This is a genomic window from Rhodoferax sp., assembly GCF_030653815.1.
Classification (GTDB): domain Bacteria; phylum Pseudomonadota; class Gammaproteobacteria; order Burkholderiales; family Burkholderiaceae_C; genus Rhodoferax.
Map to the genome: position 1 here is coordinate 245,111 of NZ_JAURYQ010000036.1, position 13,932 is coordinate 259,042.

13 protein-coding genes are annotated in these 13,932 nt (G+C 60.3%); 8 read left to right on the forward strand and 5 right to left on the reverse strand.

Features of this window, described 5'->3' with window-relative positions; genetic code table 11:
* Positions 1 to 8: 8 nt before the first annotated feature.
* The 5 genes from aroE to Q7U49_RS12860 form a co-directional block, all read right to left on the reverse strand.
* Positions 9 to 830 (reverse strand): shikimate dehydrogenase, encoded by an 822-nt coding sequence (gene aroE / locus Q7U49_RS12840; RefSeq protein WP_304764656.1) that lies wholly within the window; start codon positions 828 to 830, stop codon positions 9 to 11.
* On the reverse strand, positions 827 to 2,419 hold the full coding sequence (locus Q7U49_RS12845; protein WP_304764657.1) for an acyl CoA:acetate/3-ketoacid CoA transferase: 1,593 nt from the start codon (positions 2,417 to 2,419) through the stop codon (positions 827 to 829). The genes aroE and Q7U49_RS12845 overlap by 4 nt, the downstream gene beginning before the upstream one ends.
* Positions 2,420 to 2,437: 18 nt before the next feature.
* Positions 2,438 to 3,598: an acyl-CoA dehydrogenase family protein gene (locus Q7U49_RS12850; protein WP_304764658.1), complete on the reverse strand. Its 1,161-nt coding sequence runs from the start codon at positions 3,596 to 3,598 to the stop codon at positions 2,438 to 2,440.
* Positions 3,599 to 3,634: 36 nt separating this feature from the next.
* Entirely contained in the window at positions 3,635 to 4,717 is a 1,083-nt protein-coding gene (locus tag Q7U49_RS12855; RefSeq protein ID WP_304764659.1) for a Gfo/Idh/MocA family protein, read from the reverse strand.
* 163 nt (positions 4,718 to 4,880) lie between these two features.
* Complete coding sequence (locus tag Q7U49_RS12860; RefSeq protein ID WP_304764660.1) at positions 4,881 to 5,678, reverse strand: IclR family transcriptional regulator C-terminal domain-containing protein; 798 nt, start codon at positions 5,676 to 5,678, stop codon at positions 4,881 to 4,883.
* 155 nt (positions 5,679 to 5,833) lie between these two features.
* Between Q7U49_RS12860 and Q7U49_RS12865 the strand changes: the two genes are divergently transcribed.
* The 8 genes from Q7U49_RS12865 to Q7U49_RS12900 all read left to right on the forward strand — a co-directional run bounded on the left by Q7U49_RS12865 (position 5,834) and on the right by Q7U49_RS12900 (position 13,859).
* The gene (locus Q7U49_RS12865) at positions 5,834 to 6,793 is read left to right on the forward strand and encodes a shikimate dehydrogenase (protein ID WP_304764661.1); all 960 of its coding nucleotides are present in this window, start codon (positions 5,834 to 5,836) and stop codon (positions 6,791 to 6,793) included.
* Positions 6,794 to 6,831: 38 nt separating this feature from the next.
* A complete protein-coding gene (locus Q7U49_RS12870) occupies positions 6,832 to 7,821 on the forward strand; it encodes a tripartite tricarboxylate transporter substrate binding protein (protein ID WP_304764662.1) in 990 nt (329 codons plus the stop codon).
* Between the two features lie 65 nt (positions 7,822 to 7,886).
* A complete protein-coding gene (locus tag Q7U49_RS12875) occupies positions 7,887 to 8,387 on the forward strand; it encodes a tripartite tricarboxylate transporter TctB family protein (RefSeq protein WP_304764663.1) in 501 nt (166 codons plus the stop codon).
* Positions 8,384 to 9,883: a tripartite tricarboxylate transporter permease gene (locus tag Q7U49_RS12880; protein WP_304764664.1), complete on the forward strand. Its 1,500-nt coding sequence runs from the start codon at positions 8,384 to 8,386 to the stop codon at positions 9,881 to 9,883. The genes Q7U49_RS12875 and Q7U49_RS12880 overlap by 4 nt, the downstream gene beginning before the upstream one ends.
* A gap of 30 nt (positions 9,884 to 9,913) precedes the next feature.
* Positions 9,914 to 10,810 (forward strand): 4-hydroxyphenylpyruvate dioxygenase, encoded by an 897-nt coding sequence (locus Q7U49_RS12885; protein WP_304764665.1) that lies wholly within the window; start codon positions 9,914 to 9,916, stop codon positions 10,808 to 10,810.
* 20 nt (positions 10,811 to 10,830) lie between these two features.
* Complete coding sequence (locus Q7U49_RS12890) at positions 10,831 to 11,706, forward strand: sugar phosphate isomerase/epimerase (RefSeq protein ID WP_304764666.1); 876 nt, start codon at positions 10,831 to 10,833, stop codon at positions 11,704 to 11,706.
* A 15-nt stretch (positions 11,707 to 11,721) separates the two neighbouring features.
* Positions 11,722 to 12,921: a lyase family protein gene (locus Q7U49_RS12895; RefSeq protein ID WP_304764667.1), complete on the forward strand. Its 1,200-nt coding sequence runs from the start codon at positions 11,722 to 11,724 to the stop codon at positions 12,919 to 12,921.
* Complete coding sequence (locus Q7U49_RS12900) at positions 12,918 to 13,859, forward strand: AEC family transporter (protein WP_304764668.1); 942 nt, start codon at positions 12,918 to 12,920, stop codon at positions 13,857 to 13,859. The genes Q7U49_RS12895 and Q7U49_RS12900 overlap by 4 nt, the downstream gene beginning before the upstream one ends.
* Positions 13,860 to 13,932: the final 73 nt, after the last annotated feature.

Sequence of the window (13,932 nt, forward strand, 5' to 3'; positions counted from 1 at the left end):
CCCCAGGCTCAGACCAAGGGCACCGTCAGCTGCGCAATGATGGCTTGGGTGTCGGGCCGGGTACCGCGCCACCATGCAAAAGCTTCTGCCGCTTGCTCGGCCAACATGCCGACACCATCGGCCAGGTGGCCTGCACCCGAAGCCTGTGCCAGATGCAGAAAAGGTGTCAGTCCTTTGCCATAGGCCAGCTCGTAGGCCAGGCAACCTGGTGCAAAGGCCGTGGCGGGCACGGGCGGCAACTCGCCTCGCAAACTGGCTGAAGTGGCATTGAACACCAGGTCGAACTGCTGACCGGCCAGCGCCTCATAACTGCAGGACTTCACCTTGGCGTGCGCGGCCACCTCGGCCGCCAGGGTCACGGCTTTGGACAGGGTGCGGTTGGCCAGGGTCAGGCTGGCCGGTTGTTCATGGATGAATGGCAGCAAGGCACCACGGACGGCACCCCCTGCGCCCAGCAGCAGAACGCGTTTGCCACGCAGCGCAAAGCCCAGGTTGTGCGTGACATCGCGCACCAGACCCATGCCGTCAAAGTTGTCGCCCAGGACCTCATCACCCTCAAACTTCAGCGCATTGACGGCACCCGCCAAACGCGCGCGCGCCGACAGCGTGGTGGCATAGGCGCAGGCGTCCATTTTGAAGGGCGCCGTCACATTGAGACCACGTCCGCCCGCAGCGCGAAATGCATCAACTGTTTCAGCAAAGCGGCCCAGCGGCCCTTCCAGCGCGGTGTAGTGCATGGCTTGCCCGCACGACCTAGCGTACCAAGCATGGATCAACGGGGATTTGGTTTGACTGATGGGGTTGCCGATCACGGCATAGTGGTCGTTCATGATGCAGTGGCAGTGGCGGTAAATAAATCGGACGGCATGGCAAGCAGATTTTGGATGATCAAAGGCACAAAGTCCATCTGCTCCAGCACGTCGCGTTGCAGGTCGATGCCGGGGGCAATTTCGAACAACTCGATACCCTGATCCGTGAGCCGGAAGCTGGCGCGCTCGGTCAGGAACAGCACGCTCTGGCCGCGCCTGAGCGCTTCCACACCGCTGAAGGTGATTTGATCCACCTGGGACAGCAGCTTTTTGATGGCGCCTTGTTGCAGCACGCGTATCTGGCCGTCACCGGTCAGCAGCTTGACGCCCTTGGCGGCGAAAGTGCCGCAAAACACCACCTTGCGGGCATTTTGGGCAATGTCGATGAAGCCGCCCGGCCCCACGGTCAGGCCACCGAGTTTGCTGACATTGACGTTGCCCTGCGCATCAAATTCGCCAAAACCCAAAAAGGCAATGTCCAGGCCACCGCCGGCATAAAAGTCGAATTGCGTGGCGGCGTCAAGCATGGCGGTGGCATTGCGGGCGTAGCCAAACAGCACGCCGTCCATCAGCGTGCCGCCATAGGTGCCGTGTTCGATGGTCTGGTAAATGCGGTGCTGCTCGCCGCGTGCGGCGATCAGTTTGGCTACGGCGTCGGGCACACCGACACCATAGTTGACGACCGGGCGCGCCTTGCCGGTGTTGAACAACTCCAGGGCAGCACGGCGTGCCACGGCCTGGCGTTCACTGAAAGCGACATGGGCCGCCGCTTTTTCAACCTCATGGTCGGCAGCCTCACTCATGTAACGCGCCTCCCCCGTCAATTCGCCGCTCAAGGCGGGATCAAAGGCGATGTCATAGCTGCATTTCTGCTCCGGGTCCACCACGATGGCATCGACCCAGGCCGACGGAATGCGGACCTCGCGCGCCTTCAGCGCCCCATTTGGCAGGCGTTCCTTGACCTGCACAATCACCTTGCCACCGCTGTTGCGTGCGGCGAGGGCCAGCGACTGGGCATCCACGTTGGCAACCTCATGCTCAAAGCTGATGTTGCCGTCTTCATCCGCCGCACTGGCACGCACCAGCGCCACATGCACTGGAAACGGTTTGTAGCGCAGGTACTCGCGCCCATCCATTTGCACGACTTCAGCCAGATCATCCTTGGCCGAGGCATTCATGCGGCCACCGCCCTGGCGCGGGTCGCACACCGTGCCCAAGCCTACATGGGTGAATAGGCCCGGCCTGCCCGCGCCGATTTCGCGCAGCAGTTGGCTGGAAACGCCCCCCGGCAGGATATAGGCCTCGATCTTTTCATCCAGCGCGAGTTGCTGCAGGGTGGGCGACCAGACCCAATGGCCACCAATGACCTTCTTCACCAGGCCTTCGTGGGCAAAACAGTTCATGCCCTTGGTCTTCTTGTCGCCAATGCCCAGGGCATGTACCAGGGTCAGGTTGCGTGGCGTTTGTGTGTCTAGATACCGCGCCTGCACGGCCTCGAACAGGCAGGTGGCTTCCATCAGGCCGCCGCCGCCGCCCATCAGGCCCACGGTGTCGTTGTCGTTGATGAGGTCTGCAGCTTGTGCCGCCGTCATGAATTTGCTGTGGCTCATGGTGTTTTGCGCCACTTGTTAGCGGTGCACATCAAACAACACAGCACCTTTTTTCAGGGCCATCCTAGCCACCACCGTGCGGTGAATTTCGCTGGTGCCATCAAAAATGCGGTAGACGCGGGCATCGCGGTAATAACGCTCAATCGGCAATTCCTTGCAGAAACCCATGCCGCCAAAGACCTGCACCGCGCGGTCCACCACCTTGCCCAGCATCTCGGCGGCAAACACCTTGACCATGGCGATTTGTTCACGGGCATCGACGCCCTGGTCCAGCAGCCAGGCGGCCTGGTACACCAGCCAGCGCGCGGCGTTGATCTCGATCACGCTGTCGGCCAGTTGCTGCTGCACCATTTGAAAGTCGCCAATTTTTTGACCAAACTGTTTGCGCTGGTTGGCATAGTCCAGCATCAGTTCCAGCACATGGCTGGCCTTGCCCACGGCGCGTGCGCCCACTTGCGCCAGCCGGACCACGTTGAGCGCGCCCATGGCCAGCTTGAAACCCTGACCCTGCTCACCCAGCAGGCAAACAGGCTCCAGCACCACATCGTCAAAATACAGTTCCAGGTGCGGTGTGCCGCGCAAGCCCATCATCTTCTGGTCCTTGCCAAGGGTGAAGCCGGGCAGGCCTTTGTCGACCATGAACATCGAGATTTCCTTGTCGCCGGTCTTGGCCGACACCAGATAGAAATCGCTCCACTCGCCGTCGCTGATAAAGCACTTGCTGCCATTGAGCACCCAGCCCGCATCGGTCTTGCGGGCGGTCGTCTTGATACCCGCCGCATCGGAACCCGCCCCGGCTTCGGTGATGGCAATCGAGCAGGTGCGCGCACCTTGCACGGTGGGTTTGAGCCAGCGATCCACTTGCGCCCCCTTGCATTCCAGCAGGGGCTCATAGACATTGCCAAAGGCGCGGCGGATCAGATAGTCGGAGGTATGGCCAAACTGTTCCTCGCAAATGATGCGGTCCAGCGCAGTCAAACCGCCACCGCCGAGTTCTGCCGGCATGTTCAAGGCGTACAAGCCCAGTTCTTTCGACTTGTTGAAAACAGCCAGCGCTTTTTCTTTGGCCAGAAAGCCTTGCTCCTCCAACGCATCTTCCAGGGGATGCAGTTCTTCGGCGATGAAGCGACGCAGGGTGTCGATCATCATTTTTTGTTCGTCGTTGAGTGAAAAGTCCATGGCGGTGTTTCCTGTTGGTTTCTGATACTTTGCGGGTCAGACCACTCGCGTAGCGACGTGCTCTGACCCCAACTGACTAAGATGAATGGTCTGACCGGACTTGGCCGCGTCGGCAATGGCTTCGGTGACGCGCAGGTTCTGCAGGCCGTCAAAGGCGCTGACCAGGGGCTCGGCCTCACCCCGAATGACCGCACCAAAGTGTTCCAGTTGATGTTTCAAAGGGTCGTCACGCACCATGCCGACCACACCGACCTCAAAGGCTTTCCACCAGGAGCGGTCTTCCAGGCGGGGGTAGGTCTTGAGGCGCATGGTGGGCACCGACAGGCTGCCGTTGGTGCCGGTGATGACGTAGCAGTCTTCATCGTCATAGCTGGCATAAGCCTTGTTCTCTTGCGATGTCTGCTCCCAACTGCGCGCGCAGGCCGCGGTATCGGACAGCATGAACGTGCCCAGCACGCCGCTGGCAAAACGCAGGTTGATCGCCACCGTGTCTTCCACCGCAAAGCCGCGCGTGGCGTGGCTGGCAAAGGCCTGTACCGCCACAATGTCGCCGCACAGCATGCGCAGGTTGTGCACCTCATGAATCATGTTGATCAGGATCGGGCCCGCGCCCGGTTCACGCCGCCAGGGGGCGCCCTCAAAATAGGTATCCGGCTTGAAAAACGTGGCGCTGCCCATGACGGCGACCAGTTGACCCAGTTGGCCGGAATCCACCACCTCTTGGGCTTTGCGCATGATGGGGCTATGGGCGCGGTGGTGTCCGATCAGCACCCTGGCACCCGTGGCATTCACCGCATTCAATAGCTGTTCGCCTTGCGCGACGGTGGTGGCCATCGGCTTTTCCAGCAGGATCGGCAGCCCGGCCTCCATACACAGCAGCGCTTGTGGCACATGCAGGTGGTTGGGGGTGGCCAGCAGCACGCCATCAGGGCGGTCCGCCGCCAGCAAGTCTTCCAGCGAGGCAAACAGCGGAACGTTCGCCGCCCTGGCAACCGCGACCGCGGCCGGGGACGGGTCAACAATCGCGCTCAGCGTGCAGCTGGGGCTGCGTTGTGCCACGGCCATGTGGACCTGGCCGATGGTTCCAGCGCCAGCAATGGCAATACGGGTTGGGGTCATGCGTGTGCCTCTCGTTTTGAAGGCTGCAATGTACTGTGAGCATTAATAAATACAATGCATCCAAGTTGACATTGACAATTTACCAATGATGAACAATTGGTGAGAAATAATCCGCCAATGCCCCGGTGGGGTCCGGCATGGCCCACGTGCCAAAAAGGCGCGATCAGATCAGGTTGCGCATGGCCCGCGAGGTTTCCATCAGTACCGGCAGCACGCGCGACACCGCGTCTTCACTGCTTTCATGCCCCATCGGCATCGTCACGTTGAGTGCGCCCACCAAGTCACCTTTGCGGTCAATCAGGGGCACGGCCACCCCGCGATAGGTCAATTCGAGCTGCTGCTCAGAGATCGCCCAGCCGCGCTGGCGGATGCGCGCCAACTCAAGGCGCAGGCGGTCCTTGTTGTTGATGGTGTAGCTGGTGTAGGCCTTGAGTTCATGGTGGGCCAGCCAGTTTTCCAGCCATTCGGGGTCGCGCATGGCCAGCATCAGCATGCCGGCGGCGGTGACCTGCGCCTGCACGCGCGAGCCCAACACCACACCGGTGTTCATGCTGCGGGTGGAGCCGTTGCGGGCGATGTACACCACGTCATCGCCGTCCATCACACTCACGTAGGCGATCTCCTGCGTGCCGGACGTGACCCGTTGCAAAAAAGGCTGCACAATGCGCGGCAGTCGGGCCGATTCCAGGTACGACTGGCCCAGCCGCAACACTCGGGGCGTGAGCCAGAACATCTTGCCGTCGGTGGCCACGTAACCCAGGTAGGCCAGCGTCAGCAGGTAGCGCCGCGCCGCGGTGCGCGTCATGTCGCAGCGAACGCCAGCCTGGCTGGCCGTCATGCGCGGGTTGGCGTCGTCGAAGGCTTCGATGATGGACAGGCCTTTTTCCAGGCCAGCGATCCAGTCACGTTTGTCCAGTGTGGCGCCAGGGCTCACTTTGGTGGATGAAACAAGGCTTGTCATGCGGTTGACTCCATTGAATGGCGACAAAATGAGCTAAGTACTTACCCGTGTTGCGTTCGTTTATCGTTTATAAAAGTTCATTTATCGCACAAATGGCAAAAAATTTACCTTTTAAAGTGCTTCTTAATGGCTAAAGTCCGGTCAGAAACAAGATTATGAACGATCAACGCATCAATTCTCTCGTCAAAGCGGCATCCATGCCGCCAGTCCATGGCGACACCGATGTCTATCTGATTTTGGGTGATCCCATCGAGCAGGTATTGGCGCCCGAGATATTTAATCCGCTCTTCGCCCGCTTTGGCAACGACGCCTTGCTGGTGCCGGTTCAAGTGGCCCCGCAGCATCTGCTCGCTTTTGTCAAGGCGGCTTTTCTGGCGAAAAACATCAAGGGCATGTGGGTGACGATTCCGCACAAGGTGTCGGTCATGGACGTGCTTGACCGCAGCAGCGATCTGGCCCATTTGGCGGGTGCCGTCAATGCCATCCGACGCCATGTCGACGGCACACTCGAAGGTGGTTTGTTTGATGGCGAGGGCTTTATCCGTTCACTGGATTACTTTGGCATCCCTTACGCTGGCAAAAAAATATTAATTTTGGGTGCCGGTGGCGCCGCCGCCGCCATTGGGGCCTCTTTGGTGCAGCCTCGCGCCACGGGGTGCGCCACTGAAGTGGCCTTGTTTGACCCCACCCCCGGCAAAGCGGCCGAAGTGGCTGCCCGGCTGCAGCTTGCCAACACCGCGCGGGTTGCGGCGCTCAGCAGCAGCGCGCCAGAGGGTTTTGATCTCGTGGTCAATGCCTCGCCCCTGGGTCTGAAGATGACCGACCCGCTGCCCTGCGATGTGGACCGTTTGGACCCCGGCGCGGCGCTGGTGGACATTGTGATGAAAAACTACCCCACGCCCGTGCTGCGTGCGGCACGCGCACGCGGCCTGCACGCCGAGCCGGGCTTTGAGATGCTGATTCAGCAAGCGCATCTGTACATGGATTTTTTTGGCTTCCATGACATCGCCGCTGCCCTGCGCCAGGATACCTGTACGATTCGCCAGCAAATTTGCCCGCAAGCGCTGCTAAACGAGAGCGCAGAGACTGGTCAAGAATTTTTCGTAACCCCGTGAGCACCCGCCCACATTTTTTTAACTGAAGGAGACTCCCCATGAATGTTCGCCGTCAATTGCTGGGTGCTGCTGCCCTGGCCTTCATCTCAACCCTGGGCAACGCCCAAACTTTCCCCGACCGTGAACTCTCCGGCATCATCCAGTGGGGCGCAGGCGGTGCCACGGACGTGGTGGCGCGCTCGCTGGTGCCGCTGGCTGAAGAAGCCCTGGGCAAGAAAATCGTGCTGCAAAACAAGGCCGGTGGTGTCGGTGCCATTGCCACCAACTTTGTCAACCAGCAAGCCTCGGATGGCTACACGCTGCTGATTGGCGCCGAGAATCCACAGATTCACCCCATCCTGGGCATCAGCGACCTGGACTATTCCAAGTTTTACCCGGTCAACATCATTGGCCGCGGCAACGTGTATGTGGTGACCACGGTTGATAAACCTTGGAAGACGTTCAAGGACTTGTTGAATGACGTGCAGGCCAACCCCGGCAAGATCAAACAGGGCGCCACCGGAACCGGCGGCCTGCCGTTCACAGTGAGCTCCATGATCTCGACCGTGGCCAAGTTCCCGACCACTTCCGTGCCCTTTGCCGGTGACGGCCCTGGTGTGACTGCACTGCTGGGTGGCCACGTGGACTTCATGTTTGTCGGTGTCGGCGCCGCAGCCGAGCACATCAAGGCCGGTCGTCTCAAGGCCCTGGCTGCCATCAGTGCCGAGCCCTTCGAAGGCGTGCCGCCCATTACCAACGACCTGCCCGGCATCGCCAAATACCTGCCCTGGGGCCCGTTCTACGGCGTCTTTGTGAAAAAAGACGTGCCTGATGCGGCAAAAGCCAAACTGGTCAGCGCCTTCAAGACCGCCGCCAACGACCCCAAGTTCGCTGCTTTCATGAAAGACCGAGGCAACGTGATGATGAACATCTCCGGTGCCGAGGCCGACGCCTTCCTGAAGAAATGGCAGTCGGTGACCTCCTGGACCTATCAGGAAGTTGGCGTCGCCAAGGTTGATCCGGCGAGCCTGGGCATTGCCAAGCCTTGAGTCTGTGACACCGGGCAGGCAGCGCGCCTGCCCGGCCGGGCCAGATAACGACAACAGGAGACACCATGCACACAAGCCGTCGCCGACTCCCGGGTGAGTTGGTTTTTTCCATGCTGCTGATCGTCTTCAGCTTGTTCATGCTGTGGCAGGCCTACAGTATCTCGAAGTTCGAATCGTTCACTTCGGCCGGGGCGTTTCCCATGTTTGCGGCGGTGGTGATGTTGCTTTCAGGTTTGAAGGCAGCAACTGAAACCGTCAGGTTGACACCGCTGCCGGGTGCCGATGGCGAATCGGCCTGGCGCCAGTTTGTGCGCCAGTTGACACCGGGCATGCTGGTGCAGTTTGTGCTGGCCATTGCGGCTTACATGTTCATGCTGGAACGTCTGGGTTTTGTCATCTCGTCCTACTTGTTTCTGGTGATTTCCATGCGGCTGCTGGGCAGCCGCAAATGGGTGCTCAATATCTGGGTAAGCGCCTTGAGCCTGGCGCTGGTCTATCTGGTGTTCAAGACGATTTTTTCAGTGGTGCTGCCCGCGGGCACGCTGCTTGCGGGGCTGGTCAAATGAATGAAGCGCTGGGTTATTTTTTCATGTCCTGGGTCGACCCCAGCTTGCTGGGCCTGATTGCGGCCGGCACCTTTGCCGGTATTTACATTGGCGCCATTCCCGGTTTGTCGGTCACCATGGCGGTGTCGATCCTGATCTCGTTCACTTTCAAATGGGACATCAATTCGGCGCTGGCGGTGATTGCCGGTATTTATCTGGGTGGCGTTTATGGTGGATCACGCAGTGCCATTTTGCTCAACATTCCCGGTGCACCTTCGGCCATTGCCTCCGGGCTGGACGGTTATCCGCTGGCCAAACGGGGTGAGGCTGGAACGGCCATTGGTTTAACCACTATTGTTTCGGTCTTCGGCGGCTTTGTAGGCATTTTGGTTCTTGCCATTGCAGCGCCCGCGGTAGCGACATTGGCGCTCAAATTTGCGCCCCGTGATTATTTAATGCTGGCCATCTGGGGCATTTTGCTGGTGGGTAGCTTGTCCGGTGGTTCACTCGCCAAAGGCATCTTTGCGGGTGCGTTTGGGGTGTTGATTGGATCGGTCGGCCTGGACCCGATGACGGCCGAGCCCCGCTTTACTTTTGGCAGCTTGCAGTTGACGGCTGGCATTTCGTATGTCGCCGCCATGATCGGCTTCTTCGGCGTGGCCGAAGTGCTGGTGCAGTTGCACGAAATGCACCTTAAAGCCGTCAAACAGAATGTTTCCAAAATATTGCCGTCATGGAGCTTGCTTAAAAAATATTTGCCACTGGCGACCCGCACCTCGGGCATTGGCGTGGTGGTGGGTGCCCTGCCTGGTGCGGGTGGCGACATTGCCGCGCTGATGGCTTATGACCATGCCAAGCGCACCGTCAAGAATCCTTCACGCCCCTTTGGTGAAGGCGCTTATGAAGGCCTGGTGGCGCCTGAGTCGGCCAACAATGCGGCGGTGCCCGGCGCATACATTCCGATGATGACGCTGGGCATTCCGGGCGATGCGGTCACCGCCGTGATCATTGGGGCCATGTACATCCACGGCCTCAAGCCTGGCCCCATGCTGATGATGGAAACCCCGCACTTGTTCTGGTTCCAGGTGGGCGCCCTGACGCTGGCCAATTGTTTCCTGTTGGTGTTTGGCCTGACCGGCATCAAGATTTTTGCCAAGATCGTGGAAACGCCCAAGCCGCTGTTGTTGCCACTCATTCTGATGTTGTCGGCAGTGGGCGCTTATGCCATCAACAACAACCCCGCTGACGTGTACTGGATGCTGGGCTTTGGTGTGGTGGGTTACGTTTTCAAGATGTATGGCTTTCAGGTCGGCCCCATCATTCTGGGCATGATTCTGGGCCCGCTGATGGACTCGTCCTACCGCCAGGCCATGATCTCGGCCGAGGGCAACGTGGGCCAGTTTGCCGGTGAGTTTTTCAGCTCGCCTTTGTCGGCCATCATCCTGGCCGCGCTGACATTCACGATCGTGAGTCAAACCGCCTGGTGGCAGCGTTTGAGGGGCCGCACATCGGCATAATGGCTGTGATTCATTTTTGAGGAGCACCACATGACGGCAGCCACCCTGATCACACCCGGCAGCGACCGCGAGCACATCGTCGAAGGCGACAACCCGCTGGGTCTGGAAGGCATCGAGTTCATCGAGTTCGCCACCGCCAAGCCACAAGCGCTGGGCCAGGTGCTGGAAACCATGGGTTTCAAACCGGTCGCCCGGCACCGCTCGCGCGAGGTGCTGCTGTACCGCCAGGGTGGCCTCAACATCATCGTCAACGCCCACGCCAAGGGTTCGCCGCTGAGCGACAAGCCGCTCATATCGGCCATGGCCCTGCGCGTGCGCGATGCCGCCGCGGCCTACCACCGCGCGCTGGAGCGGGGCGCCTGGGGCGTGCCGACCCATGTGGAGGTGATGGAGCTCAACATTCCGGCCATTCACGGGGTGGGCACCAGCCGCATTTATTTTGTCGACCGGCACCAGCAGTTCTCGATCTACGACGTCGATTTCACACCCATTCCGGGCGTTGACCAGCATCCGCCGGCCACCGCCGGGCTGCATTTTTTTGGCATCGTGCAATACATCGGCAATGACCGCTCGGAGGACTGGACCGAGTTTTACCGTGAGCTGTTGGGTTTCAGCGCGCTGGCACCTGAACAACGCTTTGGCATCCTGCCCAAAGGTCGCATTTTGCGCAGTCCCTGCCCGCCGGAGTCGCGTTTTTACATTCAGTTGATTGAGCCCGAAGCCGGCGTGCTGGATGTGGAGGACGATGAAGGCCTGCACCGCATGGGACTGGGCAGCGCCGACGTGCTGGCCACGGTGTCCGAGCTGAGCCGGCGCGGCGTCGAGTTTGTCTCCTCGCCCAGTGTGCAAACCAGTGCGCGCGGCGCCCTCAGCAAAACCTGGCTGGGCAGTGTCAGCTTTGAGATTGTTCATGATGTGCGCGGCTGACTGACATGAACAGCGCCAACATGAACGATTTCAGCATGGACAGCCGCTCGCTGGCGGGAACATTGAGCGCCAAACTGAGCGCCGTGCGCGAGGCCGGTTTTTCACAGATCACACTCTGTGCCGAAGACCTGGTGGGTCACCCTGACGGCGTGGAGGCCGCCGTGGCCAGCGTGCAAGCCAGCGGCCTGGCCGTCATCGGCTTTCAGGCCGTCTGTGATTTTGAGGGCCAGACCGGCTCTCTACACGCTTTTAAACTGGACTTGGCCCAAGCCACGCTGCGCTTGTGCCAGGCGCTGCGTTGCCCGCTGTTGGTGTTGCCAGCCTCGCGTTTGACAGCCGCCACCGACGACACCAAAACCCTGGTGCGCGGCCTGCGCCAATTGGCCATGTTGGCGATTCCCCTGAACATCAAGATTGCCTACCAGGGCTGGGCTGGAGCGGCGCTGGTGCAAACCTATCTGCAGGCCTGGGACCTGGTGTGCGAGGCCGATATGCCCAACCTGGGACTGAGTCTGGACACTCAGGATGTATTGGCTGGTAACACGGCGCAAGACGACCTGCTGGCTGATCTGGAAATGCTCGATGTCGACAGCTTGTTTTTGGTGCAATTGACGGATTTGTTGATGCACGAAGGCCCTTCTGGTCAGCCCTTGCGCGTGCTCCCCGGCGACGGCACGTACCGCGAGGCACTGGCCGCACTGGTCACCAGTTTGCACAGCCTGGGTTATCGGGGCAACTACAACCTGGCCGCTTTCAATGGTGACTACGCGGCCATGCCCCCCCACCATGTGGCGCAGAGGGCGAGGGGTTCTGCCTTGTGGCTGGGTCAGGATGTGTTGCAGCGCTCGGTACCTCTGCCCAACCAGATACGCTTGCGCAGGTCGCTGGCCGTTTAACTCTCTTAGGGTTTCATGAGCAGCCTGTTCGAGAGCTTTGTAACCACACCGGAGGTTTCCGAGGCCTTGGCTGACCGCGCCGTGATCGAGGCTATGTTGCGCGTTGAAGCTGCGCTGGCGCGTGCACAATCCGGTGCTGGCTTGCTGCCGCAAGGCACGGCCATGTCAATCATGGGTACCTGCAAGGTTGAACTGTTTGATGTGCCCAAACTGGTGCGCGAAAGCGCCAGTGCCCGTTGTCTTGCCACGCCGCTGGTGGCCAGCCTGCGCGAAACAGTAGCACTGTTCAACCCTGAGGCGGTGACCTGGGTGCACTTTGGCTGTAGCGACCAGGAACTGGTGGACACCGCCCTGGTGCTGCTCATACGTGATGTGCTCAAACTGATTCAGGCGGACCTTGATAAAACCATCGACCTGCTGTTGACGCTGGCACTGCGCCACAAAAGTGACGCCATGGTGGCACGCAGCCCTTTGCATGCCGCCAGCATCACCAGCTTCGGGCTCACCTGCAGCCAATGGGCGGCACCCTTGGTGCGCAGTCAACAGCAACTGCAAGCGGCGGCAGACCAGGCCTTGCGTCTGCACTTGGGGAGTTCTGTGACAACGCTGGCCGACATGCAGGGCAAAGGACCTCAAGTGATGTCCCTGATGGCCACCGATTTGCAGCTTAACGCCCCCGCCTTTGCTGGCAATGACGCGAACGATGACACTGTGGCACTGGCGTGCGCTTTGGGGCTGTTGACGGGAAACCTGGGAAAAATTGCTTTGGAGATCGCCTACATGGCACAGTTTGAGCTGGGCGAATTAACGCAAGTCAACACCACCATTGCAGCCGTACCCGGTGCCAAACCGGTACCGCCCGTCGCGACCAGCCTGCTGTGTATGGTGGCGCAAGTGGCCGCGCAGCGGGTGCCGCAACAGGTGGCCGTGTTGCTGGCCAGCTTGTCGCAACAACATGCCAACGCGCCGGGCAATTGGCAAACCCAGCTGGTGCAATGGCCTGCGCTGCTGGCCGCAAGCCAGAGCATCACCTGTGCCGTGGCCCAATTGGTGGCCGGCCTGCAAGCCGACACCCAACGCATGCGAACCAACCTGGAGGCCGTGCGCACCAGTCTCCATGCCAAAGAGGATAAAGCGCGTTTTTCCAATGACCTGTTGAAACTTGCTGCCGAGTGGACCCGCAGTCAGATCAAGGCCTTGCGTCGGCCACAGTGATCCAGATCCTGGCCATCACCGGCCCCATCTACATGGCCATTGCGCTTGGGTATGCGACTACCCGCGGCGGCCTGTTCACACGGCCCGACATGCGCGTGTTTGGCCAGTTTGTCATCAAACTGGCCTTGCCCGCCATGTTGTTCAACGCCTTGTCACAACGCCAGATCGGCGAGATTCTGAACTTCAGCTACGCGCTGGCCTATTTGGCCGGCACGCTGGCACTGCTGGGACTGTGCTTGCTCTGGGGCAAGCGCAGCGGCCTCAGCGCCACCGACAGCGTGGTGGCTGCGATGGGCATGACCTGCTCCAACAGCAGCTTTGTCGGTTACCCGATTTTGCTGCTCATAGTGGCCCCGGTGGCTGCGGTGGCGCTGGCGCTCAACATGCTGGTTGAAAACGTGCTGGTGATCCCCTTGCTGCTGGCACTCGCCGAACGCAGCCGCGGCGAAGCCGGCCATTGGACGGTGGTGGTCGGGCAATCCTTCAAGCGGCTGGCCGTCAACCCGATCATCATCGCGCTGGCGGCCGGCTTGCTGGTGTCGGTCATGCGCTGGCAACTGCCCGAACCGGTTCTGCGCGCGGTCAACCTGTTTGCGTTGTCGAGTGCCGGCTTGTCCCTGTTTGTGATTGGCGGCACGCTGGTGGGCTTGCCGCTGGGCGGCATGGGGCGGCAGAGCATGCCGATTGCGTTTGGCAAGCTGATACTGCACCCGCTGGCGGTGTTGGCTGCGGCCCTGGCCTTGCCATGGCTTGGCTTGGCCGCATTGGAGCCCCAACTGCGTCTGGCCGCTGTGCTGCTGGCCGCGGTGCCGATGATGAGCATCTACCCGATCCTGGCGCAAAACTACGGCAAGGAAGACTTTGGTGCAGCTGCGCTGCTGGTGACCACGGTGGCGTCGTTTTTCAGCTTGAGCGGCTTGATCTGGCTGATCAGTTGATACGAGAAGCCATTACAGTCTTTCAAAGTGCGCCCAGCACCGGATTCGAGATGAGTTTCAGCGACACAGCGAA

Coding starts and splice junctions, on each gene's coding strand:
- Q7U49_RS12855 (WP_304764659.1), bottom strand. CDS start 4,717: ATGACCCCAACCCGTATTGCCATTGCTGGCGCTGGAACCATCGGCCAG.
- Q7U49_RS12860 (WP_304764660.1), bottom strand. CDS start 5,678: ATGACAAGCCTTGTTTCATCCACCAAAGTGAGCCCTGGCGCCACACTG.
- Q7U49_RS12865 (WP_304764661.1), top strand. CDS start 5,834: ATGAACGATCAACGCATCAATTCTCTCGTCAAAGCGGCATCCATGCCG.
- Q7U49_RS12895 (WP_304764667.1), top strand. CDS start 11,722: ATGAGCAGCCTGTTCGAGAGCTTTGTAACCACACCGGAGGTTTCCGAG.
- Q7U49_RS12890 (WP_304764666.1), top strand. CDS start 10,831: ATGAACGATTTCAGCATGGACAGCCGCTCGCTGGCGGGAACATTGAGC.
- Q7U49_RS12885 (WP_304764665.1), top strand. CDS start 9,914: ATGACGGCAGCCACCCTGATCACACCCGGCAGCGACCGCGAGCACATC.
- Q7U49_RS12850 (WP_304764658.1), bottom strand. CDS start 3,598: ATGGACTTTTCACTCAACGACGAACAAAAAATGATGATCGACACCCTG.
- Q7U49_RS12845 (WP_304764657.1), bottom strand. CDS start 2,419: ATGAGCCACAGCAAATTCATGACGGCGGCACAAGCTGCAGACCTCATC.
- aroE (WP_304764656.1), bottom strand. CDS start 830: ATGAACGACCACTATGCCGTGATCGGCAACCCCATCAGTCAAACCAAA.
- Q7U49_RS12875 (WP_304764663.1), top strand. CDS start 7,887: ATGCACACAAGCCGTCGCCGACTCCCGGGTGAGTTGGTTTTTTCCATG.
- Q7U49_RS12880 (WP_304764664.1), top strand. CDS start 8,384: ATGAATGAAGCGCTGGGTTATTTTTTCATGTCCTGGGTCGACCCCAGC.
- Q7U49_RS12870 (WP_304764662.1), top strand. CDS start 6,832: ATGAATGTTCGCCGTCAATTGCTGGGTGCTGCTGCCCTGGCCTTCATC.